Here is a 23,091-nt window from a genome sequence, read left to right as displayed (position 1 = left end):
CCCCTTCCCCTGCGAGTCCGCCCGTGTCCACGCCCCCCGCCAACGCCGCTTCACCGAACGCTCGCGAATTCGAGTTCGCCGACCGCGACTTCCGCCGCGTCTGCGAACTGATCTACCAGCGGGTCGGCATTTCACTGGCGCCGGCCAAGCGCGACATGGTCTACGGCCGGTTGTCGCGCCGGCTGCGGGCGCTGGGCATGCGCAGTTTCAGCGAGTACCTGGACCAGCTTGAGGCCCACGGCGGCGACGAATGGCAGGCGTTCACCAATGCGCTCACCACCAACCTGACCGCCTTCTTCCGCGAGCCGCACCACTTCGAGAAGCTGGCCGAGGAACTGCGCCTGCGCGCCGGCCAGGGCACGCTGCAGCTGTGGTCGTGCGCGGCCTCCACCGGTGAGGAGCCCTACTCGATGGCGATCACCGCCTGCGAGACGTTTGGCACGCTCAAGCCGCCGGTGCGCATCCTGGCCACCGACGTGGACACCCAGGTGCTGGCCACCGCCAGCCGCGGCGTCTACGCGATCGACCGCGTTGCCGGGCTGGATCCGGCGATCCGCAAGCGCTACTTCCAGCGCGGCACCGGTCCCAACGAAGGTCACTGCCGGGTCAACCCCGCGCTGCGCGACCTGATCGACTACCGCCCGCTCAACCTGCTCGCCACCCGTTACGACGTTGGCGGCCCGTTCGATGCCCTGTTCTGCCGCAACGTGATGATCTACTTCGACAAACCCACCCAGCGCGGCATCCTCTCGCGGCTCATCCAGCACATGGGCGATGACGGCCTGCTCTATACCGGCCACTCGGAGAACTACCTGCACGCCGCCGACCTGATCCAGCCCTGTGGCCGCACGCTGTACAAACGCGCGCCGGGAGCGCCGGCATGAGTCTGCCGATCCGCAACGACGAGGTGATGCGGTACTTCGACAGCCGCTTCCAGGTCACCGCGGCCAAGCTGCTGCCGACCCAGTACCTGGCCGTGGACGACGCCACCGCGTTGACCACCACCCTGGGCTCCTGCGTGGCCGCCTGCCTGCGCGATCCGGTGCTCAAGATCGGCGGGATGAACCACTTCCTGCTGCCCGAGGGCAACGTCGGTGATGGCGCGCCTGCACGCTACGGCAGCTATGCCATGGAACTGCTGATCAACGACCTGCTCAAGCGCGGCGCCCACCGCAAGCGCCTGGAGGCCAAAGTGTTCGGCGGTGCCAACGTGCTCAAGGGATTCACCAGCAATCCGGTCGGCACCCGCAACGCCGAGTTCGTCCGCCAGTACCTGCAGGCCGAGCACATCCCGATCATCGCCGAGGACCTGTGCGGCATCCACCCGCGCAAGGTGTGGTTCTTCGCCGATACCGGGCGCGTGGTGGTGCAGCGACTGCCGCACGCCCACGAAGCCGAAGTGGCCGCGACCGAATCGGCCGTGCGCGCCCGCCTGTCCAAAGCCCCCGTCACCGGTGGCGTGGAGCTGTTCGAATGAGCCACGGTGTGCCCTGCAAGGTCCTGATCGTCGACGACTCGGCGGTCGTGCGCCAGATGCTCAGCGAGATCCTCGCCAGCGATCCCGGTATCGAGGTGGTCGGCACCGCGGCCGATCCGCTGCTGGCGCGCGAGAAGATCAAGCGCCTGGCGCCGGATGTGATCACGCTGGACGTGGAAATGCCGCGCATGGACGGGCTGGCCTTCCTGGAAAACCTGATGCGCCTGCACCCCCTGCCGGTGGTGATGATTTCCTCGCTGACCGAGCGCGGTGCCGACACCACCCTGCAGGCACTGGCGCTGGGCGCGGTGGACTTCGTCTCCAAGCCCAAGCTCGACGTCGCCCGCGGTCTGCAGGGCTACGCCGAGGAGATCATCGCCAAGGTCAAGATGGCCGCGCGCTCGCGGGTGCGGCCCCTGTCGCGGCCGAACCCGCCGCGCATCACGCTCGATGCCGTTGCGCCCGTGGCCGTGCCCCGCTCCATCCAGTTCCGCACCACCGACCGCCTGATCGCCATTGGTGCCTCGGCCGGGGGTACCGAAGCCCTGCGCGTGGTGCTGGAGGGCCTGCCGGCAGACGCCCCGGCGGTGGTGATGACCCAGCACCTGCCGGCGCAGTTCAGCACGCCCTTCGCCGAGCGCCTGGACCGCCATTCGGCGATGTCGGTGCGCGAGGCCACTGACGGTGAAGCGGTGCTGCCCGGCCACGCCTACCTGCCCCCTGGCGGCAAGCACCTGCGCGTGATCCGCGACGGTGCCCGCTGGCGCTGCCGGATCGACGATGGCCCCCCGATCAACCGCCACAAGCCGGCGGTCGATGTGCTGTTCCGCTCGGTGGCCGAAAGTGCCGGGGCCAACGCCATCGGCGCCATCCTGACCGGCATGGGCGACGACGGCGCCCGCGGCCTGCTGGACCTGCGCAACGCCGGCGCCCCGACCCTGGTGCAGGACGAGGCCACCAGCGTGGTCTGGGGCATGCCCGGCAGCGCGGTGAGGATCGGCGCGGCCGAGGAAATGGTGCCGCTGGAGCGGATCGCCGAGCGCTTGATGGCGTTGGCGCGCAGCTGACCGCGGCGGACCGCCCGCTGGCCCTATGCCCAGTACAACCGCATCGGGTTGTCCACCAGCAGCTTGCGCTGCAGCTCGGCGGTCAACGCGATCCGCGGAATGACATCCACCAGCGTGCCGTCATCGGGCATATGCGATTTCAGGTTCGGGTGCGGCCAGTCCGTGCCCCACAGCACGCGATCGGGGAAGCGCTCCACCAGATGACGGGCGAACGGGACCACGTCGTCGTAGGTCGGCGGGCCGCTCCGTGACAGACGCTCCGGGCAGCTCACCTTGCTCCACACATTCGGGTGCTCGGCCATCAGCCGCACGAACTGCTGGAACGCCGGGCCATCCACGGGTTGGGTGACGTCCGGGCGCCCCATGTGGTCCACCACCACGGTGGTCGGCAACGAGGTGAAAAAGTCCCAGCGTTCGGCCAGGTCAGCCGCCTCGAAGTAGACGACCACGTGCCAGCCCAGCGGCGCGATGCGCTCGATGATCGCGCGGTAGTAGGCATCCGGCTTGGGGTCGACCAGCCGCTTGACGAAGTTGAAGCGGACCCCGCGCACGCCAGCTTCGTGCAGCGCTTGCAGCTCGGCATCGGTCACGCTGTCACGCACGGTCGCCACGCCACGGGCGCGTCCTTCCGCGCTGCGCAGCGCATCGACCAGGGCGCTGTTGTCGGCGCCGTGGCAGGTGGCCTGTACGATCACGTTGCGCTCGAAACCCAGCCGGTCGCGCAGCGCGAACAGCTGCTCCTTGCCGGCATCGCACGGGGTGTACTTGCGCTCGGGGGCATACGGAAACCGGTCGCCCGGGCCGAACACGTGGCAATGCGCATCCACCGCCCCGGACGGCGGCACGAAACCGGGCACGCTCGGCTCCGGGCAGAAATCCAGCCAGTCAGCGTCTTTCACGAACGTCGTCATTTCACAGACCCCTTGCCTTCAGCTGTGCGTCCAGGCGCGGATAAACGCGTCGCGCGTTGCCTTCGCAGACCTTGTAACGGTCGCCTTCGGACAGGCCCAGCGCGTTCACGTAGCGCAGCGTGTCGTCGAAGAACCGCCCGGTCTCCGGATCAATGCCCCGCACCGCGCCCACCATTTCCGAGCCGAACAGGATGTTGTCGATGTCGATGACCTTGAACAGCAGATCGATGCCCGGCTGATGATAGACGCAGGTATCGAAGAACACGTTCTTCATCACGTGCTCGTTCAGCGGCGGCTTGCCCAGCATGTCGGCCAGCCCGCGGAAGCGCCCCCAGTGGTAGGGCACCGCGCCGCCGCCATGCGGGATGATGAAGCGCAGGTCGGGGAAGTCACGGAACAGGTCGCCCTGCAGGAACTGCATGAACGCCGTGGTATCGGCATTGAGGTAGTGCGCGCCGGTGGCATGGAAATTGGCGTTGCAGCTGCCGGAGACATGCACCATCGCCGGCACGTCCAGTTCCACCATTTTCTCGAAGAACGGATACCAGGCGCGGTCGGTCAGCGGCAGGCCGGTCCAGTGTCCGCCGGACGGGTCGGGGTTGAGGTTGCAGCCGACGAAGCCGAGTTCGTTGACGCAGCGCTCCAGCTCGGCAATGGAGTGGGCGATCGGCACGCCAGGCGACTGCGGCAGCTGGCACACGCCGATGAAGGTTTCCGGGTAGAGCGCCACCACGCGGGCGATCAGGTCGTTGCAGCGGCGGGTCCACTCGGCGCTGACCCGTTCATCGCCGATGTGGTGGGCCATCGTGCTGGCGCGCGGGGAAAAGATGGTCATGTCCGCACCGCGCTCGCGCAGCAGGCGCAGCTGGTTGCTCTCCACGCTCTGGCGCAGTTCCGCATCGCTGATGTCCGGATAGACCGGCACAGGCAGCGAGGGATCGTTGTAGTGCGCGATCTGCTGTTTGCGGAAGGCGTCGTGGCTGGCGGGGGCGGTCGTGTAGTGACCGTGGCAGTCGATGATCATGCAAGGGCCTCGTGGCGGAGGAATCACCAGCCGAACAGCTGGGCGAAGTGGATGTCCACGCGCAGCCCGACGATCAGCGCATCGGGGATGTCGGTGGTGCGGGTCGGCGCGTAGATGGGGTCGGGGTTGATGACGTACTGCAGGTTGGGCATCACGCGGATCCCCTTGTGCACGGCCCAGCCATAGCTGAGTTCGGCGATGATTTCGTCCGCATGAGGAGCCCCGCTACCGCCGTTTCGGGTGCGCCGTGCGCGCAGGAAGTCGATCTGTTCATCGCTGAAATGGGTGTTGGAGACGAACATCGCCAGCGTGTCCTGCTCGCGGCCGGCGAACGTACCGGTCTTGACGAAGCCGGCCGAGAAGAAGGTATCGATCGGCGCTTCGTTGCCCGTGTTCACGTATGCCCGTGCGAACAGTGCGAGGTTGCGCTTGCCTTCGCCACGCCAGACGGTCTGGTCGGCCATCGCATACCCGCCCGCCCGCGCACCGTCCTGCACGGCGGTCGGTCTGCCGGTCAGCGCCGCGGAGTTGCCGTCGGCGTCGTAGTAGGAGCTCTTGCCCCCATCGCTGTTGCGGTACATGCCCAGCCGGTAGGTCCGTGGCAGGCGGTCATTGGCGAAGCTGGTCTGGTAACCCACTTCATAGGCGGTGATGGTGCCGGTGCCCTCGCCCACCGAAAAGTCCAGGCCGTTCTTGCCAGCCTTGTTCAACTCGTTGTTGTAGTCGAACGCGCCGGCCTGCGCATACCAGCGCTCGTTTACGTCGTAGCGCACGATCCCGGCCCAGGACGCGTTCGGGTAGGCGGTGATGCCCAGGTCGGTGATCGCCCCATACGGGGTCAGGCACATCGCGTTGCTCATGAACACGCAGTTGAGCGCGGAGCTGTTGAAGTAGCTGTTCACCGGGGCGCGCCCGGCGATGATGCTCAGGCCGTTGTCGAAGCGGTGGCGCAGGGTCAGGCGGGTCAGGCGCCCGCCGGCCACCGGCCGCCAGGTCTGCTGGGCACTGATCGAATTGCCGATCTTCTCGCGTGCCAGGTTGCGGCCGGCGAACCAGGCCCACTGCGCGTCGACCTCGGTGTTGTGGATACCCCACAGCGTGTCCAGATCCAGCTTGGACTGGGCCATCACCCAGTACGAGCCTTCGGTGCCCTGCTCGACACCGCCGACCGGATTGGAGGCGACGTTGCCGACCAGGTCCAGCGTGAGATCGACGCCATCAGGCAGACCGCCCTGGGTTGCAGAGGACGCGGCGAACGCCGGCGCCGCCAGGCTGGCAGCCACCAGCAGGGAAAGAGTGTTGCGGGAGAAACGGGACACAAGCGCCTCCTGTGCGCGGCCGGAGCCGCGCAACGGATGGATGTCGGGAGGCCGCGGCAGCGCCGCGGCGGGAGGATCAGACCGTGGCGGCGGTCAGCACGCGGCGGCGCAGGCGGCGGGTGCCGATCTGCTCGGCCAGCACCTTCTCATCCAGCTTGCCTTCCCACTTGGCGATGACCAGCACCGCGATCGCATTGCCGATCAGGTTCACGAAGGTCAGCCCCTCGGCCAGGATCCGGTGGATGCCCAGGATCAACGCGATGCTCGCCACCGGAATGGTGCCGGTCGTGCCCAGCGTCGCCGCCAGCACCACGAATGCCGCACCGGCCACGCCAGCCGCCCCTTTGGAGGTCAGCAGCAGCACCGCGATCAGGCCCAGCTGGTGCCAGACGGTCAGTTCGGTGTTGGTCGCCTGGGCCAGGAACAGCGCCACGGTGGTCAGGTACAGGCAGGTGCCATCCAGGTTGAACGAGTAACCGGCGGGGATCACGAAACCGACCACACCTTCCTCGCAGCCCAGCTTCTTCATCTTCTCGATCAGGCGCGGCAGCACCGTTTCGGTGGAGGTGGTCGCCGCGACGATCACGATCTCATCGCGCAGATAGCCCAGCAGCCGCCACAGGCTGGCGCCGGTCCACCAGCACACACTGCCCAGCACCAGCACGGTGAACAGCCCGCAGACCACGAAGAACTCGATGATCAGCTCGCCCAGCGACAGCAGCGAACCCGCGCCGAACTGGCCGACGGTGAAGGCGATCGCACCAAACGCACCGATCGGGGCGAAGTACATGATGTAGCCGATGATCTTGAACAGCGCGCCCGAGGTCGACTCGATCACCTTCATCACCGGCGCGCCGCGCTCGCCGATCGAGGCCAGCGCCACGCCGAACAGCACCGCCACGAACAGCACCTGCAGCACATGCGCTTCGGTGAAGGCGCTGACCAGTGTGTTGGGGATGATCGCCATGATGTAGGACACGATCGACTGGTCGTGCGCACTGTGCACGTAGCCCTGGATGCTGGCCATGTCGATCGTGGCCGGGTCGATGTTCATGCCGGCGCCGGGCTTCCAGACATCGACCACGACCAGGCCCACGATCAGCGCCAGGATGGTGATGACTTCGAAGTAGATCAGCGACTTCAAGGCCAGGCGGCCCACGCTGCGCATGTCGCGCATGCCGGCGATGCCATGCACCACCGTGACGAAGATGATCGGACCGATCATCATCCGGATCAGCTTGATGAAGGCGTCGCCGAAGGGTTTCATCGCCGAGCCGATGTCTGGCTGCAGCCACCCCAACAACACACCGATCAGCGTACCGGCCAGCACCTGGAACCAGAGCTGGCCAACAATGCCGAAGCGGCTCGGCCGCTTCTCTACAACGGTCATATCAACCCTCCCAGGTCACAAGAATAAGGACGTCGTGCGTATTCAGTCGAACAGCACGCCGTCGAAGAGCTTCCGCGCAGTGCGCAGTACGGCGGCGCGGGACACCTGCCCGGCCGTATCCAGATCAAGCACGGCCGCGGTGCTGCCGCTGGGATGTTCGATCTCCAGCGTCTGGTGCAGGCCGCCGGGCAGCACCGCCAGGGCGTGCGCGGGTGAGTCCGGCAGCAGGCAGGCGGTGGCGACCGTCACTGCCCCGAGCACGCCGATGGAGGCGTGGCAGCGGTGCGGAATGAAGGAACGGACGCTGATCGCCCCGCCCGCGCGCGGCGCGGCCACCAGCATCATCTTGGGCACCGACTGGGCACGGACATCGCCCAGCCGCATCAACGGGCCGGTCTGCACGCGGATGGCCTCCAGCCGTGCCTTGAGCGCCTCGTCCGCATCCAGCGTTGCGCGGTCCTCATGCCCGCTGATCCCGACATCGCCGGCACGCAGCACCACGCACGGCATGCCGTTGTCGATCAGCGTCACCTGCACGCCGTCGATGACATCCACGGCCTGGCCGGTCGGCAGCAGGGCACCACAGCTGGAGCCGGCAACATCGGCGAAGGCCAGCGGCACCGGCGAGGCGCTGCCAGGGACACCGTCGATGCGCGCCTCACCGTCATAGGCCACCTTGCCCTGCGGCGTCTGTACGCTGGCCACCGCGAGCGTACCGGTGTTGCACATGAAGATGCGCACCTCGGTCTGATCCGTGGTGGCGGCAACCAGCCCGCGCTCGATCGCGAACGGGCCGACCGCAGCCAGCATGTTGCCGCAGTTCTGCGCATCGCTCACCACGGCCTGGTCCACGAAGACCTGCAGGAACAGGTACTCCACGTCGGCATCGGCGCGACTGGAAGGCGCCACGACGGCGACCTTGGAGGTCAACGGATCGCCGCCGCCCATGCCATCGATCTGGCGCGGATCGGGCGAACCGAACGCACGCAGCAGGAAGGCATCACGCGCGGCCGGCGCGGCGGGCAGCTCCGACGCGAGGAAAAACCCGCCCTTGGAGGTGCCACCGCGCATCCACATCGCGCGCACGCCCTTACTCATAGCGCAGGCCCTTGGCCGCCAGGCGCTCACGCATCTGGTAGATGTCCAGGCCGAGCTCGCCCCTGGCCAGGCGTTCGCGCTTGTCGGCCTCGCGCGCCTCGCGCGCCCGTGCGTCGGCGGCTACCCGGTCTGCATCGGCACGCGGCACGATGCAGACGCCGTCATCGTCTGCGATCACCACGTCGCCCGGCTGGACCAGCGCCCCGCCGCAGACCACCGGCACATTCACCGAACCCAGCGTTTCCTTGACCGTGCCCTGTGCGTGGACCGCGCGGCTCCAGACCGGAAAGCCCATCGCGGTGAGGTCACGCACGTCGCGCACGCCAGCATCGATCACCAGCCCGCGGCAGCCGCGCACCTGGGCCGAGGTCGCCAGCAGATCGCCGAAGTAGCCGTCCGTGCAATCACTGGTGGGCGCGACCACCAGTACATCGCCCTCGCGCAGCTGTTCGATCGCCACGTGCATCATCCAGTTGTCGCCCGGCGGCACCGACACAGTGACCGCGCTGCCGGCGATGCGGACGCCGCTGTAGATCGGGCGCAGCCGTGGATGCAGCAGGCCGCTGCGGCCCTGCGCTTCGTGCGCGGTGGCGACACCGGCCTCTGCCAGCACCTGGATCGCCGCCGGAGCAGCGCGTTCGATAGAAGAGACTACGCGGGACATCCATCCATCCTTCGTTGACGATGACGCAGTCTGTCGTCGCCCGGTCTGCCCCCTCAAGATCGTTTTTCGAAACAGCCATTGGTTTTGGTTATAGTTGATCCATGAGCAGCCCTATGGATCTGAATCTCAAGCATCTGCACGCCCTTGCCGCCGTCTACCACCACGGCGGCATCAGCGCCGCCGCTCCGCACGTGAACCTGTCCCAGCCGGCCCTGACCCAGGCCATCGCGCGGCTGGAGAAACAGTTGGATGCGCCGCTGTTCGACCGGCAGCCCGGTGGCATGTCGCCCACCGAGGCGGCCGACCTGCTGGTCCCCCGCATCGAACGCGCGCTGGACTACATCACGCACGGCGTCCGCGTGGCCCGTCGCGCACAGCGGCTGCCGGCGATGCCGGCTGTCGAACGCCGCGTCACCCTGGGCCAGCTGCGCGCCCTGGCGGCGGTGGATACGGCCGGCAGCTTCACCCTGGCCGCCAGTCGCGCGGGCGTGTCGCAGCCCGCGATCTACCGTGCGGTGCACGAGTTGTCCGAGGTGATCGAAACACCGCTGACCGTGCGCCGAGGCAAGACCGTGCAACCGACGCCGGCGGCGACGCGCATGCTGCGCCTGGTCCGGCTGGCCCTGTCCGAACTCGGCGCCGGCATCGATGAACTCGCCTCGCTGCGCTCGCAGCAGGGCGGCCGGGTTTCGCTGGGGGTCATGCCGCTGGCGCGGGCGATCCTGCTGCCCCAGGTACTGGCACGCTTCGCGCGGGCCTATCCGGGCGCCACGGTGAACGTGATCGAAGGCCCCTACGCGGAACTGCTGGGCGATCTGCGCGAGGGCAGCCTGGACCTGTTGATCGGCGCGATGCGCGACAGGCTGCCGGTGCGCGATATCGCCCAGGAAGGGCTGTTCGACGACGACCCGGTCATTGTCGCGCGCAGCGGCCACCCCCTGGCCGCGACCAAGGGCTTCGGCTTTGCCCGGCTGCTGGACTACCCGTGGGTGATCGCCGCGACCGGCGCACCGGTGCGGGCGCGCTGGGAACACATGTTCCGGCAGCACGGCCACGAACCGCCGCGGCTACGCATCGAGTGTGGTTCGGTGTTGATCACGCGCGGCCTGCTGCTCGAAGATGATTGGCTCACCTTGATGTCGCGCGATCAGTTCGTGTTCGAACGTCGCGCCGGCCTGCTCTGCGAGGTCGGGCGGGCCGGTGATGACCTGCGCCGCCGCATCGGCCTCACCACCCGCGCCGATTGGCACCCCACCCGGCTGCAGCAGGCGTTCGTGGAAACGTTCCGCCAGGTCTGTGCCGAGCGCAACGAGGTGACCGACGACGCCTGGCCGTTCCGGTTTCCAGCGACCTGATCGTGCACATGAAAAAACACCCGGCTCGCGCCGGGTGTTTTCGTGTTTCATCCATCGGCCAGTGACCGATGGGTTACCGAAGCCGGGCAGCGCCCGGCGTCGGATCAGGCAGCAACCGTACCGGCCACGTCCTGATAGTCCTCGATCTGGTCGAAGTTCATGTAGCGGTAGATGTCCTTGCTGCTGGCATCCAGCACGCCGATGTCGGCCATGTACTCTTCCTTGGTCGGGATGCGACCCAGGCGCGAGCAGATCGCGGCCAGCTCGGCCGAGCCCAGGTACACGTTGGAGTTGCGGCCCAGGCGGTTCGGGAAGTTGCGGGTCGAGGTGGAGAACACCGTCGCGCCCTCGCGCACCTGCGCCTGGTTGCCCATGCACAGCGAGCAGCCCGGCATTTCCATGCGGGCACCGGCGGTGCCGAAGGTGCCGTAATGGCCTTCCTTGGTCAGCTCCGAAGCATCCATCTTGGTCGGCGGGGCGACCCACAGCTTGGTCGGGATGTCGCGCTTGCCTTCCAGCAGCTTGGCCGCCGCACGGAAGTGACCGATGTTGGTCATGCACGAACCGATGAACACTTCGTCGATCGCCGCACCGGCGACGTCGGACAGCGTCTTGACGTCGTCCGGATCGTTCGGGCAGGCCACGATCGGCTCGTGGATGTCGGCCAGGTCGATCTCGATGACGGCGGCGTACTCGGCGTCGGCATCCGGCTCCAGCAGCTCCGGGTTGGCCAGCCAGGCTTCCATCTTCTCGATGCGGCGCGCCAGCGAACGGGCGTCCTGGTAACCCTCGGCAATCATCCACTTCAGCAGCGTGATGTTGCTGGTGAGGTACTCGATGATCGGCTCCTTGTTCAGGTGCACCGAGCAACCGGCCGCCGAACGCTCGGCCGAGGCATCGGAGAGTTCGAACGCCTGCTCGACCTTCAGATCCGGCAGACCCTCGATTTCCAGGATGCGACCGGAGAAGATGTTCTTCTTGCCGGCCTTGGCCACGGTCAGCAGGCCGGACTTGATCGCGTACAGCGGGATCGCGTTGACCAGGTCACGCAGGGTCACGCCCGGCTGCATCGTGCCCTTGAAGCGGACCAGCACCGATTCGGGCATGTCCAGCGGCATCACGCCGGTGGCGGCCGCGAAGGCGACCAGGCCCGAGCCGGCCGGGAACGAAATGCCCACCGGGAAACGGGTGTGCGAGTCGCCGCCGGTGCCGACGGTGTCGGGCAGCAGCATGCGGTTGAGCCAGCTGTGGATCACGCCGTCGCCCGGGCGCAGCGAGATGCCGCCACGGGTGGAGATGAACTCCGGCAGGGTGTGGTGGGTCTTGACGTCCACCGGCTTCGGATACGCGGCGGTGTGGCAGAACGACTGCATCACCAGGTCGGCCGAGAAGCCCAGGCAGGCCAGGTCCTTCAGCTCGTCACGGGTCATCGGGCCGGTGGTGTCCTGCGAGCCCACCGAGGTCATCTTCGGTTCGCAGTAGGTGCCCGGGCGCATGCCCTTGCCTTCCGGCAGGCCACAGGCGCGGCCGACCATCTTCTGCGCCAGCGAGAAGCCCTTGCCGGTATCCGGCGGGTCCATCGGCAGGCGGAACAGATCGGTCGGGGCCAGGCCCAGCGCTTCACGCGCCTTGGCGGTCAGGCCGCGGCCGATGATCAGCGGAATGCGGCCACCGGCGCGCACTTCGTCGAACAGCACGTCGGACTTGACCTTGAACTCGGCGATGACGGCGCCGTCTTTCAGCGCCTTGCCGTCGTACGGGCGCAGCTCGATCACATCGCCCATGTTCATCTGCGACACGTCGAGTTCGATCGGCAGGGCGCCGGCGTCTTCCATCGTGTTGTAGAAGATCGGGGCGATCTTCGAGCCCAGGCACACGCCGCCGAAGCGCTTGTTCGGAATGAACGGAATATCTTCGCCGGTGAACCACAGCACCGAGTTGGTGGCCGACTTGCGGCTCGAACCGGTACCGACCACGTCGCCCACGTAGGCGACCAGGTGGCCCTTGTCCTTCAGCGATTCGATGAACTTGACCGGACCGCGCTTGCCGTCTTCTTCCGGCTCGATGCCATCACGCTTGTTCTTCAGCATCGCCAGGGCGTGCAGCGGGATGTCCGGGCGGGTGGTGGCATCCGGGGCCGGCGACAGGTCATCGGTGTTGGTTTCGCCGGTCACCTTGAGCACGGTGATGGTCAGGCTCTCGGGCACCTGCGGGCGGCTGGTGAACCACTCCGCATCGGCCCAGCTCTGCAGCACGCCCTGGGCGTTCGCATTGCCGGCCTTGGCCTTTTCCTGCACATCGTGGAAGGCATCGAACACCAGCAGGGTGTTCTTCAGCGCATCGGCGGCGATCGCGCCGACGGTGGCGTCGTCCAGCAGCTGCACCAGCGGGGCGACGTTGTAACCACCGAGCATGGTGCCCAGCAGTTCGGTGGCGCGCTCACGCGTGATCAGCGGATTGACTTCGCTGCCCAGCGCGATCGCGGCCAGGTACGAGGCCTTGACCTTGGCGGCGTCATCGACGCCGGCCGGCACGCGGTGGGTCAGCAGTTCCAGCAGGAACTCGGCTTCGCCCGCCGGCGGGTTCTTCAGCAGCTCGATGACGTCGGCCGTCTGCTGGGCGCTCAGCGGCAGCGGCGGGATGCCAAGCGCGGCGCGCTCGGCTACGTGGTGGCGGTAGGCTTCCAACATGACAACTCCCGGGTGATTCTTTGAAAGAATGCGGTTTAAAAGTATGGGCTCAGGCGTGCGGCACGATCAGCTTCAGGCCCTTGAAGTAGTCGCGGTAAAACGTGTCGTTCCAGGTGATCAGGCCATCGCACTGCAGCAGTGCATGCGACCCGACCATGAATTCATCCAGCCCGCGTGGCTTGGCGCCCCGCTGCCGGTGCCGGCGGTGCATCTCACCGGCGCGCAATGCGGATTTGGCCTCCAGCGGACTGAAGTGGACGCCCATTTCCTCCAGCGCCTCCTGCACTTCGGCGCCGCCGCGCAGCGACGCGCAGATCTCGGCGAGGGTCACCCCGCAGATCACCACGCGCCCGCCGACCAGGCTCTGGCGCAGGCCCGCTTCGACCGCGTCGGCCTGCGGGCCATTGCTGAGCAGCTCGATCAGCACCGGTGAATCGACGGCGATCATCACGCGCTCATTCCTCGTCGCGGACCGCGCGCACGGCTGCTTCGGCCGAATCGAAACCATCCAGCGCGAACTTGCCGCGGGCACGGGAGATCGCATCGTCCACGCTCTTGCGCAGGATGATGCGGCTGCCCTCGAGCTCCACCTTCAGCTGGGTGCCCTTGGTCAGGCCAAGCGCATCACGGACCGCCTTGGGCAAGGTGATCTGCCCGCGTTCTGCAACGGTAGCTTCCATCGGTACGCCCTCCAAAGTATGCACAAATTATACATACTTCCGGGGGCATACTTCCACTGGAGTACTGATCTGGCCGCCAAGACCCTTGGCACAGAAAGGATCTGTCTCATCCGTGACATGAGGGATACATATCTCCATGTAGCCTGAGACCAACTGCCGCAGGTGGGCACCGCCCTGAATCGTTCATACTCAGGACGATCGCGGGCCTACCGGTCAGCGGCGAACGCAAGCAGGTCTGCCTCGGGCGGGCCAACGCAAGCCATCCGCAAGAGGAGTCATCTGCAATGAGCGATTCGTTCTCCACCCGCAGCCAGCTGGACGTCGGCGGCACCACCTACGACTACTTCAGCCTGCCCAAGCTCGGACAGACGTTCGACATCTCCCACCTGCCCTACTCGATGAAGATCCTGCTGGAGAACCTGCTCCGGCACGAGGATGGCGGCGTGACCGTCGGCAAGGACCACATCCAGGCCGTCGCCCAGTGGGATCCCAAGGCCGAACCGGACATCGAGATCGCGTTCATGCCCGCGCGCGTGGTGCTGCAGGATTTCACCGGCGTGCCCTGCGTGGTCGATCTGGCCGCGATGCGTGATGCCGTGGTCAAGCTCGGCGGACGCCCGGAGCAGATCAACCCGCAGATCCCCTCCGAGCTGGTGATCGATCACTCGGTGCAGGTCGATGTGTTCGGTACGCCCGATGCGCTGGATCTCAACGGCAAGATCGAATTCCAGCGCAACCAGGAACGCTACGGCTTCCTGCGCTGGGGCCAGAAGGCGTTCGACAATTTCAAGGTGGTGCCGCCCAACACCGGCATCGTCCATCAGGTGAACCTGGAAAACCTGGCCCGCGTGGTGATGACCGCAGACAAGGATGGCAAGGCCGTTGCGTACCCGGACACCGTGTTCGGCACCGACAGCCACACCACCATGATCAATGGCATCGGCGTGCTCGGCTGGGGCGTGGGCGGCATCGAAGCGGAGGCGGCCATGCTGGGCCAGCCGTCGTCGATGCTGATCCCGCAGGTGGTCGGCTTCAAGCTGACCGGCCGCATGCCCGAAGGCGCCACCGCCACCGATCTGGTGCTGACCGTCACCCAGATGCTGCGCAAGCACGGCGTGGTCGGCAAGTTCGTGGAGTTCTTCGGCGAAGGCCTGCAGCACCTGCCGCTGGCCGACCGTGCCACGATCGGCAACATGGCCCCGGAGTACGGCGCCACCTGCGGCATCTTCCCGATCGATGAAGAATCACTGACCTACCTGCGCCTGTCCGGCCGCAGCGAGGAGCAGATCGCGCTGGTGGAAGCCTATGCCAAGGCCCAGGGCCTGTGGCATGACGCCAACACCGCGCACGCCAGCTACAGCGCCACGCTGGAACTGGACATGGGCCAGGTCAAGCCGTCGCTGGCTGGCCCGAAGCGCCCGCAGGACCGCGTGCTGCTGGAAGACGTCAAGCAGAACTACCGCGAGAACCTCGTCGGCCTGACCACCAACCGCGACAAGCGCAACGATGATGTCGCCAAGTTCGTCAACGAAGGTGGCGGCGCGGCGGTCGGCAACGAACAGCTGGCCAAGGGTTACAGCGATGTCGAACTGGATGGCCAGAAATTCCGGCTGAAGGATGGCGCGGTGGTCATCGCCGCGATCACCTCGTGCACCAACACCTCCAACCCGGCGGTGATGATCGGTGCCGGCCTGCTCGCCCGCAACGCGGCGGCCAAGGGCCTGGACCGCAAGCCGTGGGTCAAGACCTCGCTCGGCCCAGGCTCGCGCGTGGTCACCGATTACCTGGAAAAAGCCGGTGTGCTGACCGAGCTGGAGAAGGTCGGCTTCTACGTGGTCGGCTACGGCTGTACCACCTGCATCGGCAACTCCGGCCCCCTGCCGACCGAAGTCAGTGCCGGCATTGCCGCCGGTGACCTGGTCGTGGCCTCGGTGCTGTCGGGCAACCGCAACTTCGAAGGCCGCGTGCACCCGGAAGTCAAAATGAACTACCTGGCCAGCCCGCCGCTGGTCGTCGCCTACGCCATCGCCGGCACCACCGACATCGACCTGACCACCGAGCCGCTGGGCACGGGCAGCGATGGGCAGCCGGTGTACCTGCGCGATATCTGGCCGAGCAACAAGGAAATCGGCGATGTGATTGCCGCGACCATCGGGCCTGAGATGTTCAAGAAGAACTATGCCGACGTGTTCAAGGGCGACACCCGCTGGAACACCATCAAGTCGCCCGATGGCGATCTGTATGAGTGGGACGGCAGCTCGACCTACATCAAGAACCCGCCCTACTTCGAAGGCATGACCATGGACGTCGGCCACATCGACGACGTGCACGGGGCGCGGGTGATGGGCCTGTTCGGCGATTCGATCACCACCGATCACATCTCCCCGGCCGGCAACATCAAGAAGGATTCCCCGGCGGGCCGCTTCCTGCAGGAGCGCGGCGTGCAGCCGGCCGATTTCAACAGCTACGGCAGCCGCCGCGGCAACGATGACGTCATGGTGCGCGGCACCTTCGCCAACATCCGCATCAAGAACCTGATGTTCGGCGGCGAAGAAGGCGGCAACACCCTGTACTTCCCGAACGATGGCGGCGAGCCGCAGAAGCTGGCGATCTACGATGCGGCGGTCAAGTACAAGGCCGAGGGCGTCCCGCTGGTCGTCTTCGCCGGCAAGGAATACGGCACCGGCTCCTCGCGCGACTGGGCGGCCAAGGGCACCAACCTGCTGGGCGTCAAGGCGGTCATCGCCGAGAGCTTCGAGCGCATCCACCGCTCCAACCTGGTCGGCATGGGCGTGCTGCCGCTGCAGTTCAAGAACGGCGACAACGCCCAGAGCCTGGGCCTGGATGGTTCGGAAGTAATCGACATCACCGGCCTGGAGGATGGTGCCAGCAAGACGGCCACCCTTACCGCGACCAAGGCCGATGGCACGAAGAAGACCTTCGAGGCCCACGTGATGCTGCTCACGCCGAAGGAAGTGGAGTACTTCAAGCATGGCGGCCTGCTGCAGTACGTGCTGCGTCAGTTGGCCGGAAAGAAGTAAGCGCCTGGCACGGCGCCAGTTACGCCCTCTCCGGTAGAGGGATCGCACGACAGCAAGGGGGCACACGCCCCCTTGCTGCTGTTTGGCGTTCCCGCCGCCAGTCTTCATTTTCATAAATTTCATAAATCCCATATTTCTCCCAATTCGTACGGATCGGGCTACACTGGGCGCCATCCGCCAGGGAGCCGCCGCCATGCTGCACGCGCTCAAGTTCGACCCGATCACCGAGCTGACCCGCACCACCGCCTCGACGGTGAAGGAGCACTGGCGCAAGGTGATGCAGGACGTCCGCGAACAGCAGGCCGTACTGGTCACCAATCACAACGAGCCGCAGGCCGTCATTCTGTCCGCCCAGCAGTACCAGGCCATGCAGGCCGAGGTTGTGTCGTTGCAGCGGGACCTCGCGTCCCTGCGCGAACAGGCCCCGGCCCTGCAGCAGCTCCGTCAGCGCTTCGATGATCGCCTTGCCGTGCTGGACAGCGCCGCGGCCGCCAACAAGGCGCGCGCGCTGCTGCGCAAGCCGGCACGCCTCAAGGGCAAGGTGGCCGCAGGCAGCGGTTACTGATGCCTGCACGGCCCTTCCTGTTCGTGCTGGCAGGGGTCAACGGCGCAGGCAAGAGCTCCATTGGGGGGCATCTGCTCCGCCAGGCGGGTCTGGACTGGTTCAATCCCGACGACTGGGCCCGCCAGCTGTGCCGCGAATTCGGCATGAATCAGCGCGAGGCCAATGGCCGGGCGTGGACGGAAGGCTTCAGCCGGCTGCGCTCTGCCATCGCCGAACGCCGCAACCACGCCTTCGAAACCACCCTGGGCGGGCAGTCGATCGCCGCGACCCTGGCCGAGGCCTGCGCCACGCATGACGTACTGGTCTGGTACTGCGGCCTGGCCTCGCCCCAGCAGCACATCGCACGGGTGCGCGCACGCGTTGCGGCCGGTGGCCACCCGATCAGCGATGCGGACATCCACCGCCGCTACCCGTTGGCGCTGCAGAACCTGATCGCCCTGCTGCCAGCGCTTGCACAGCTGCAGGTGTACGACAACAGTGTAGAGGCCGGTCCTGGCCAGCCGGTTGCCGATCCACAGCTTGTGCTGCAGATGGACGGTGGCCGTTTGACCTGGCCTGCGGCCGATGACGCCGCCCAACTGCGGCAGACACCCGACTGGGCCGTGCCGGTGCTGGAAGCTGCACTGCAGTGCCACGACACCTGCGCTGACGAGCCGCCGCGATGAGCAGGGATGGACGGATGAGCGAACACATGCGGCTGCAAACGTCATTTATCGCCGGCGCCACCCTGCCCCGCGGCCCCGCTGCCGCCGTTGTTCACCGGCCCTTCGCGTTTTCCATTCGGGACGGTATGCTGCCGAGGCATGAAACGACGGATACTCTCCGTCATCGCTTTACATCATCCACGTTTCCTGGAGGGGGAATATGAGTCTGGAACGACCCTGGCTGCAGAGCTATCCCAAAGGCGTACCCGCCGAGATCGACGTCAACGAGTTCCATTCGGTCTCGGCCGTCTTCGACACTTCGGTGGCCAAGTTCCGCGACCGCCCCGCCTACTCCAGTTTCGGCAAGGTCCTGACCTACGGGGAAACGGACGCACTGGTCGAACAGTTCGCCGCCTATCTGCTGGGTGAGCTGCAGCTCAAGAAGGGCGACCGCGTTGCCCTGATGATGCCCAACTGCCTGCAGTACCCGATCGCCACGTTCGGCGTGCTGCGTGCCGGCCTGACCGTGGTCAACGTCAACCCGCTCTACACCGCCCGCGAGCTCAAGCACCAGCTGGTGGATTCCGGCGCGGCCGTGCTGGTGGTCGTGGACAACTTCTGCGACACCGTGCAGCAGGTCATTGCCGACACCCCGATCAAGCAGGTGGTGACCACCGGCCTGGGCGACATGCTCGGCGCCAAGGGCATCGTGGTGAACTTCGTCCTGAAGTACATCAAGAAGATGGTGCCCAACTACAGCCTGCGCGGCGCGATCCGCTTCAACCAGGCGCTCAAGCTGGGCAGCCGCCACACCCTGCCCAAGGTCGAGATCGACCACGACGATGTCGCCTTCCTGCAGTACACCGGCGGCACCACCGGCGTGGCCAAGGGCGCGATGCTGACCAACCGCAACCTGGTCGCCAACATGCAGCAGGCCTCGGCCTGGATCTCCGCCTCGGGGATCGAGATGGGCAAGGAGGTGATCATCACCGCCCTGCCGCTGTACCACATCTTCGCGTTGACGGCGAACGGGCTGGTCTTCATGAAGTTCGGTGGCTGCAACTACCTGATCACCAACCCGCGCGACATGAAGGGCTTCGTCAAGGAGCTCAAGGCGACCCGCTTCACCGCGATCACCGGTGTCAACACGCTGTTCAACGGCCTGCTCAACACGCCGGGCTTCGACGAGGTCGATTTCTCCTCGCTGAAGGTCACCCTGGGCGGCGGCATGGCGGTGCAGCGCGCCGTCGCCGAGCGTTGGAAGAAGGTCACCGGCGTCACCCTGGTCGAGGCCTATGGCCTGACCGAGACCTCGCCGGCCGCCTGCATCAACCCGCTCGACCTGGCCGAGTACAACGGTGCTATCGGCCTGCCGATCCCGTCCACCGATGCCTGCGTCAAGGATGACGCCGGCAAGACGCTGGCCGTCGGCGAAGTCGGCGAGCTGTGCATCAAGGGCCCGCAGGTAATGAAGGGCTACTGGCAGCGCCCGGAAGATACCGCGCAGGCGGTGGACGCCGAGGGCTGGCTGCACACCGGCGACATGGCACGGATGGATGAGCAGGGCTTCTTCTACATCGTGGACCGCAAGAAGGACATGATCCTGGTGTCCGGCTTCAACGTGTACCCCAATGAGGTCGAAGACGTCATCGCGATGATGCCCGGCGTGCTCGAAGTCGCGGCGGTGGGCGTGCCCGATGAGAAGTCCGGTGAAGTGGTCAAGGTGGTCATCGTCAAGAAGGACCCCAACCTCACCGCCGAGATGGTCAAGGAACATGCACGCGCGAACCTGACCGGCTACAAGCACCCGCGGATCGTGGAGTTCCGCAAGGAACTGCCCAAGACCAACGTCGGCAAGATCCTGCGCCGCGAACTGCGCGATACCCCTGCGCCGTAACGGTTCCCCAACGGCTGCATCTTCACAGGGCCCCTGCCGGCAACGGCGGGGGCCTTTTGCATTGCGTGAGATGCCGGGGGTGTAGGATCGCGGCGTGTGGACCCGTCAGGCCCGCCGCCCACCGTCCTCCCAGCGGGCCAGCCTCCGAGGAAATCGCCATGAGCACCATTGAAAAGCTGCCCGTCAACCACCGCTACGCCACCATCCGCACTGAAACCACCGGCAACGACGATGCCCATTGGCTGTTCATGCATGCCGATGCCGCCAGCGGCATCCGCCCGTGCTGCCGCAAGGACATGCTCGATGAAATGTGGAACTTCATGAGCGCGATCACCCGCAGCCCGGCCGAGCGCAACAGCGGCAAGCTGCGCCATTTCGTGCTCGCCTCCGATGCCAATGCCTACAACCTGGGCGGTGATCTGGACCTGTTCACCCGCCTGATCCGCGAGGGCAACCGCGACCGCCTGCTGACCTATGCGCAGCGTTGCGTGGAAGGCGTGCACCACCTGCACACCGGCTTCGGTGGCGACGTGCGCTCGATCGCGCTGATCCAGGGCGATGCCCTCGGCGGTGGCCTGGAGATGGCGCTGGCCTGCCACACCATCGTGGCCGAGGAAGGCTGCGGCATGGGCCTGCCGGAAGTGCTGTTCGGGCTGTTCCCGGGCATGGGCGCCTATTCCTTCCTGTGCAAGCGCGTGGCCCCGCAGCTGGCCGAGAAGATCATCCTCGACGGCCGCGTGTATTCCTCCGAAGAGATGCATGCCATGGGCGTGGTCGATGTGCTGGTGCCCAAGGGCCAGGGCGTCAAGGCCGTGGAAGATCTGATCCGCCAGCACCAGCGCATTCCGCATTCGTATCTGGCGATGAACGCCGCGCGCAACCTGGCCCAGGCCGTGCGCTATGACGAACTGCTGGAAATCACCAAGGTCTGGGTGGACTCCGCCCTTGCGCTGGGCGACAAGTCGCTGCGCACCATGGACCGCCTGATCAAGGCCCAGACCCGCCGCGCCACCCTCGACGTCGCCTGAGCCATCCCCTCCCCTGTGTTGTTCAAGCCCGGCTGCCGCCGGGCTTTTTTTTATTTCAGCCCCACTCAGCGCATGTCGCCGCCGTCGTCGGCCTGCCCCTGCGCCTTGCGTTGCGCACGCGCATCCAGCGCCTGCCGGCCTTCCTTGATGCCGGCCTGCAGCAGGGTCACGCGCTGCCGCCATTCGCTCTTGAGCTGCCAGTCGGCCATGCGCATCAGATCCCCGGCGCGGTTGGCAACGCGGACCAGGCCCAGATTGCTGGCCACGCCCTTGATCGCGTGCGCCTGCTCGCGGAAATGGACCCAGTCGCTGCGCTCGCCGTCGGCCAGTGCCACGCCGATGCACTGGTCGGCATCGGCCAGGCATTGGCGGATGAACTCCCGTTCGAAACCGTCGCCCATGCCGAGCGAGGCCAGCTCGTCGAGCACGCCCGGGTCCAGTACACCATCCAGCACGGTAGCGGTACGCACGATCGGTGCGCTGGCCTTGAGCTGGCCGTTGGAGGCGATATCGGCAAGCACATCCAGCAGCCGCACCGCGACCACGGGCTTGGCCAGGAACGTATGCGCGCCGGCCTGGGTGCAGCGTTGGATGGCCTCGGGCGTGACGTCGGCGCTGAGCACCAGCACCGGCGTGCGCGGACCGCCACCGGCCTGCATCACGCGCAGTTCCTTGAGCATGTCCAGGCCACTCATGCCGGGCATGTGCAGATCCACGATGGCGGCATCGAAATCACTCTCGGCCATCGCATCGAGCACCGCTTCACCGCCGTTGACGCACAGCACCTTGTGGCCGGCCTTCTGCAGCAGGCGCTGCAGCACCATCCGGTTGGCCTCGTGATCATCGGCGACCAGGATGTGCATGCTGCGCACGCGCGCGCGGTGGCGCAGGAACGGGTCGGCAAACGCAATCACATTGCCGTTGCGGTCCGGCAGCCCGTCGCCGACCAGCGCCGGGGTGACCGTGCCCAGCGGCACGCGCGGCGGCGCGAACGGCAGCTCGAACCAGAAATGGCTGCCCTGCGGCGGGTTCTCTTCGTAGCCGATGTCCCCGCCCATCGCCTCGACCAGGCCCTTGGCGATGGTCGTGCCCAGGCCGGTGCCTTCGTGGCGGCGCGCCATGCTGACGTCGGCCTGCTCGAACGCTTCGAACAGGCGCGGGCGCATCTCCGGGGCGACACCGATGCCCGTGTCGAGGATGTCGAACCGCAGGCGCACCCCGCCGTTGGATTCGGCATCGAGCACGGCCACGCGGATTTCGACACGGCCGTGGTCGGTGAACTTGACCGCGTTGCCGGCGATGTTGAGCAGGATCTGCCGCAGGTGACCCAGGTCACCGCGCAGCAGCGGCGGCACGGTATCGGCCACCTTGACCCGGTAATCCAGCCGCTTGGCCTTGGCCTGCGGCAGCAGGATCAACCCGATGGCCTGGATCACATCGGCCAGCGCGAAGTCCTCGGCGGTCACGCGCAGCTTGCCCGCTTCGATCGCGGAGATATCGAGCACTTCCTCCACCAGCGCCAGCAGGCTGCGCGAGGACGCCTGGATGGTGTTCACACACTCGCGCTGCTCGTCATCGAGCTTGGTGGTGGCCAGCAGCTCGGTCATGCCCGACAGGCCGTTGAGCGGCGTGCGGAACTCGTGGCTCATGTTGGCCAGGAAACGGCTCTTGGCCTCGCTCGCGCGGCGTGCCTCGGCCATCGCACGGGTGAGCTGGCGCAGCAGCGTGGAGAAATACAGCGGCACCGCCGCCAGGCCCAGCCACAGGCCGAATGCCAGCCGCGCGTTCTGATGCCAGTACGGGGTCAGCAGTGCGGTGCTGCCGAAGCTGACCATCGCCATCGCCACCGCGACGTACAGATAGTTGTTGCCGTAGCGCATGCCGTTGCCGACCGTCACCCACATCACCACGATGTAGACCCAGGCCAGTGGCTCGCCCATCTGCACCATGCCGGCGGCGATCAGCCCGTAATCGGCGAGCATGCCGGCCACCCGGCGCGGGTCCGAGCGTCCCGGCCGCCACAGCAACCAGCCGAACAGCCCCAGCGAGAGGGTCAGGCCGGTCAGCACGATCGCCAGCACCCCGTGGTACTGCGCCGGGGGCAGGTCGTGGCGCGGCCCCGGCATGAGCACATACAGCAGGATCAGGGTGATCAGCACGATGCGCACGATCGCCTGGCCGTGTTCGGTATCCGGGCGCTGCGCCAGGCGGTGCTTCAGGCGCGGGTACAGACGACGCATA

The 23,091-nt window shown here is 66.7% G+C and carries 19 protein-coding genes; 9 read left to right on the top strand and 10 right to left on the bottom strand.

The window, feature by feature from the left end; translation table 11 throughout:
* Positions 1–23 precede the first annotated feature (23 nt).
* From BIZ42_RS18465 to BIZ42_RS18455, 3 genes are read left to right on the top strand one after another with little or no spacing between them, the layout of a single operon-like run.
* Positions 24–884, top strand: coding sequence for a CheR family methyltransferase (locus tag BIZ42_RS18465; RefSeq protein WP_019182925.1), 861 nt, complete (start codon positions 24–26; stop codon positions 882–884).
* Positions 881–1,477 (top strand): chemoreceptor glutamine deamidase CheD, encoded by a 597-nt coding sequence (cheD, locus tag BIZ42_RS18460; RefSeq protein WP_019182926.1) that lies wholly within the window; start codon positions 881–883, stop codon positions 1,475–1,477. Before BIZ42_RS18465 ends, cheD begins: the two co-directional genes overlap by 4 nt.
* Positions 1,474–2,544, top strand: a complete 1,071-nt coding sequence (locus tag BIZ42_RS18455) for a chemotaxis response regulator protein-glutamate methylesterase (RefSeq protein WP_070427310.1) — start codon at positions 1,474–1,476, stop codon at positions 2,542–2,544. The genes cheD and BIZ42_RS18455 overlap by 4 nt, the downstream gene beginning before the upstream one ends.
* Positions 2,545–2,567: 23 nt before the next feature.
* Here BIZ42_RS18455 and BIZ42_RS18450 read toward each other — a convergent pair whose 3' ends face one another.
* The 6 genes from BIZ42_RS18450 to BIZ42_RS18425 form a co-directional block, all read right to left on the bottom strand.
* The gene (locus BIZ42_RS18450) at positions 2,568–3,443 is read right to left on the bottom strand and encodes an amidohydrolase family protein (RefSeq protein WP_237393529.1); all 876 of its coding nucleotides are present in this window, start codon (positions 3,441–3,443) and stop codon (positions 2,568–2,570) included.
* 13 nt (positions 3,444–3,456) lie between these two features.
* On the bottom strand, positions 3,457–4,479 hold the full coding sequence (locus BIZ42_RS18445; RefSeq protein ID WP_070427308.1) for an amidohydrolase family protein: 1,023 nt from the start codon (positions 4,477–4,479) through the stop codon (positions 3,457–3,459).
* 23 nt (positions 4,480–4,502) lie between these two features.
* Positions 4,503–5,798 carry a carbohydrate porin gene (locus BIZ42_RS18440; RefSeq protein ID WP_070427307.1) on the bottom strand — a complete coding sequence of 432 codons (1,296 nt, stop codon included), beginning with the start codon at positions 5,796–5,798 and terminating at the stop codon, positions 4,503–4,505.
* Positions 5,799–5,874: 76 nt separating this feature from the next.
* Positions 5,875–7,188, bottom strand: coding sequence for a C4-dicarboxylate transporter DctA (gene dctA, locus BIZ42_RS18435; RefSeq protein WP_046273429.1), 1,314 nt, complete (start codon positions 7,186–7,188; stop codon positions 5,875–5,877).
* A gap of 42 nt (positions 7,189–7,230) precedes the next feature.
* Positions 7,231–8,286 carry a 4-oxalomesaconate tautomerase gene (locus tag BIZ42_RS18430; protein WP_070427306.1) on the bottom strand — a complete coding sequence of 352 codons (1,056 nt, stop codon included), beginning with the start codon at positions 8,284–8,286 and terminating at the stop codon, positions 7,231–7,233.
* Positions 8,279–8,950, bottom strand: coding sequence for a 4-carboxy-4-hydroxy-2-oxoadipate aldolase/oxaloacetate decarboxylase (locus BIZ42_RS18425; RefSeq protein ID WP_070427305.1), 672 nt, complete (start codon positions 8,948–8,950; stop codon positions 8,279–8,281). The genes BIZ42_RS18430 and BIZ42_RS18425 overlap by 8 nt, the downstream gene beginning before the upstream one ends.
* A 101-nt stretch (positions 8,951–9,051) precedes the next feature.
* On the opposite strand from BIZ42_RS18425, the gene BIZ42_RS18420 reads away from it, so the two are divergent.
* The gene (locus BIZ42_RS18420; RefSeq protein WP_070427304.1) at positions 9,052–10,305 is read left to right on the top strand and encodes a LysR family transcriptional regulator; all 1,254 of its coding nucleotides are present in this window, start codon (positions 9,052–9,054) and stop codon (positions 10,303–10,305) included.
* A 104-nt stretch (positions 10,306–10,409) separates the two neighbouring features.
* On the opposite strand, the gene acnB is transcribed toward BIZ42_RS18420, so the two are convergent.
* Genes acnB through BIZ42_RS18405 form a run of 3 tightly spaced genes read right to left on the bottom strand, consistent with a single transcriptional unit; the run spans position 10,410 to position 13,675 of the window.
* Entirely contained in the window at positions 10,410–12,995 is a 2,586-nt protein-coding gene (gene acnB / locus BIZ42_RS18415; RefSeq protein WP_070427303.1) for a bifunctional aconitate hydratase 2/2-methylisocitrate dehydratase, read from the bottom strand.
* A 49-nt stretch (positions 12,996–13,044) separates the two neighbouring features.
* Complete coding sequence (locus BIZ42_RS18410) at positions 13,045–13,443, bottom strand: type II toxin-antitoxin system VapC family toxin (RefSeq protein ID WP_019182936.1); 399 nt, start codon at positions 13,441–13,443, stop codon at positions 13,045–13,047.
* A 7-nt stretch (positions 13,444–13,450) separates the two neighbouring features.
* Positions 13,451–13,675 (bottom strand): AbrB/MazE/SpoVT family DNA-binding domain-containing protein, encoded by a 225-nt coding sequence (locus BIZ42_RS18405; RefSeq protein ID WP_019182937.1) that lies wholly within the window; start codon positions 13,673–13,675, stop codon positions 13,451–13,453.
* Between the two features lie 284 nt (positions 13,676–13,959).
* Between BIZ42_RS18405 and acnA the strand changes: the two genes are divergently transcribed.
* The 5 genes from acnA (at position 13,960) to BIZ42_RS18380 (ending at position 20,850) form a co-directional block, all read left to right on the top strand.
* Positions 13,960–16,716, top strand: coding sequence for an aconitate hydratase AcnA (gene acnA / locus BIZ42_RS18400; protein ID WP_070427302.1), 2,757 nt, complete (start codon positions 13,960–13,962; stop codon positions 16,714–16,716).
* A gap of 193 nt (positions 16,717–16,909) precedes the next feature.
* Entirely contained in the window at positions 16,910–17,281 is a 372-nt protein-coding gene (locus BIZ42_RS18395) for a type II toxin-antitoxin system prevent-host-death family antitoxin (protein ID WP_070427301.1), read from the top strand.
* Complete coding sequence (locus BIZ42_RS18390; RefSeq protein ID WP_070427300.1) at positions 17,281–17,946, top strand: AAA family ATPase; 666 nt, start codon at positions 17,281–17,283, stop codon at positions 17,944–17,946. The genes BIZ42_RS18395 and BIZ42_RS18390 overlap by 1 nt, the downstream gene beginning before the upstream one ends.
* A gap of 199 nt (positions 17,947–18,145) precedes the next feature.
* The gene (locus BIZ42_RS18385) at positions 18,146–19,822 is read left to right on the top strand and encodes a long-chain fatty acid--CoA ligase (protein ID WP_046273435.1); all 1,677 of its coding nucleotides are present in this window, start codon (positions 18,146–18,148) and stop codon (positions 19,820–19,822) included.
* A gap of 158 nt (positions 19,823–19,980) precedes the next feature.
* Positions 19,981–20,850 (top strand): crotonase/enoyl-CoA hydratase family protein, encoded by an 870-nt coding sequence (locus tag BIZ42_RS18380; RefSeq protein ID WP_070427299.1) that lies wholly within the window; start codon positions 19,981–19,983, stop codon positions 20,848–20,850.
* A gap of 65 nt (positions 20,851–20,915) precedes the next feature.
* On the opposite strand, the gene BIZ42_RS18375 is transcribed toward BIZ42_RS18380, so the two are convergent.
* Complete coding sequence (locus BIZ42_RS18375; protein WP_046273437.1) at positions 20,916–23,090, bottom strand: ATP-binding protein; 2,175 nt, start codon at positions 23,088–23,090, stop codon at positions 20,916–20,918.
* Position 23,091: the final 1 nt, after the last annotated feature.

Origin of the sequence: Stenotrophomonas sp. LM091 (assembly GCF_001806305.1) — a bacterium.
In the GTDB taxonomy this organism is placed as follows: domain Bacteria; phylum Pseudomonadota; class Gammaproteobacteria; order Xanthomonadales; family Xanthomonadaceae; genus Stenotrophomonas; species Stenotrophomonas bentonitica_A.
This window is presented reverse-complemented; position numbering and strand designations above follow the sequence as displayed.

Excerpts from the sequence above, each read along its gene's own strand:
- BIZ42_RS18380 (WP_070427299.1), top strand. The coding sequence starts at position 19,981 with ATGAGCACCATTGAAAAGCTGCCCGTCAACCACCGCTACGCCACCATC.
- acnB (WP_070427303.1), bottom strand. The coding sequence starts at position 12,995 with ATGTTGGAAGCCTACCGCCACCACGTAGCCGAGCGCGCCGCGCTTGGC.
- dctA (WP_046273429.1), bottom strand. The coding sequence starts at position 7,188 with ATGACCGTTGTAGAGAAGCGGCCGAGCCGCTTCGGCATTGTTGGCCAG.
- BIZ42_RS18375 (WP_046273437.1), bottom strand. The coding sequence starts at position 23,090 with ATGCGTCGTCTGTACCCGCGCCTGAAGCACCGCCTGGCGCAGCGCCCG.
- BIZ42_RS18445 (WP_070427308.1), bottom strand. The coding sequence starts at position 4,479 with ATGATCATCGACTGCCACGGTCACTACACGACCGCCCCCGCCAGCCAC.
- BIZ42_RS18390 (WP_070427300.1), top strand. The coding sequence starts at position 17,281 with ATGCCTGCACGGCCCTTCCTGTTCGTGCTGGCAGGGGTCAACGGCGCA.
- cheD (WP_019182926.1), top strand. The coding sequence starts at position 881 with ATGAGTCTGCCGATCCGCAACGACGAGGTGATGCGGTACTTCGACAGC.
- BIZ42_RS18430 (WP_070427306.1), bottom strand. The coding sequence starts at position 8,286 with ATGAGTAAGGGCGTGCGCGCGATGTGGATGCGCGGTGGCACCTCCAAG.
- BIZ42_RS18410 (WP_019182936.1), bottom strand. The coding sequence starts at position 13,443 with ATGATCGCCGTCGATTCACCGGTGCTGATCGAGCTGCTCAGCAATGGC.
- BIZ42_RS18385 (WP_046273435.1), top strand. The coding sequence starts at position 18,146 with ATGAGTCTGGAACGACCCTGGCTGCAGAGCTATCCCAAAGGCGTACCC.
- BIZ42_RS18395 (WP_070427301.1), top strand. The coding sequence starts at position 16,910 with ATGCTGCACGCGCTCAAGTTCGACCCGATCACCGAGCTGACCCGCACC.
- BIZ42_RS18405 (WP_019182937.1), bottom strand. The coding sequence starts at position 13,675 with ATGGAAGCTACCGTTGCAGAACGCGGGCAGATCACCTTGCCCAAGGCG.
- BIZ42_RS18420 (WP_070427304.1), top strand. The coding sequence starts at position 9,052 with ATGAGCAGCCCTATGGATCTGAATCTCAAGCATCTGCACGCCCTTGCC.
- acnA (WP_070427302.1), top strand. The coding sequence starts at position 13,960 with ATGAGCGATTCGTTCTCCACCCGCAGCCAGCTGGACGTCGGCGGCACC.
- BIZ42_RS18425 (WP_070427305.1), bottom strand. The coding sequence starts at position 8,950 with ATGTCCCGCGTAGTCTCTTCTATCGAACGCGCTGCTCCGGCGGCGATC.
- BIZ42_RS18455 (WP_070427310.1), top strand. The coding sequence starts at position 1,474 with ATGAGCCACGGTGTGCCCTGCAAGGTCCTGATCGTCGACGACTCGGCG.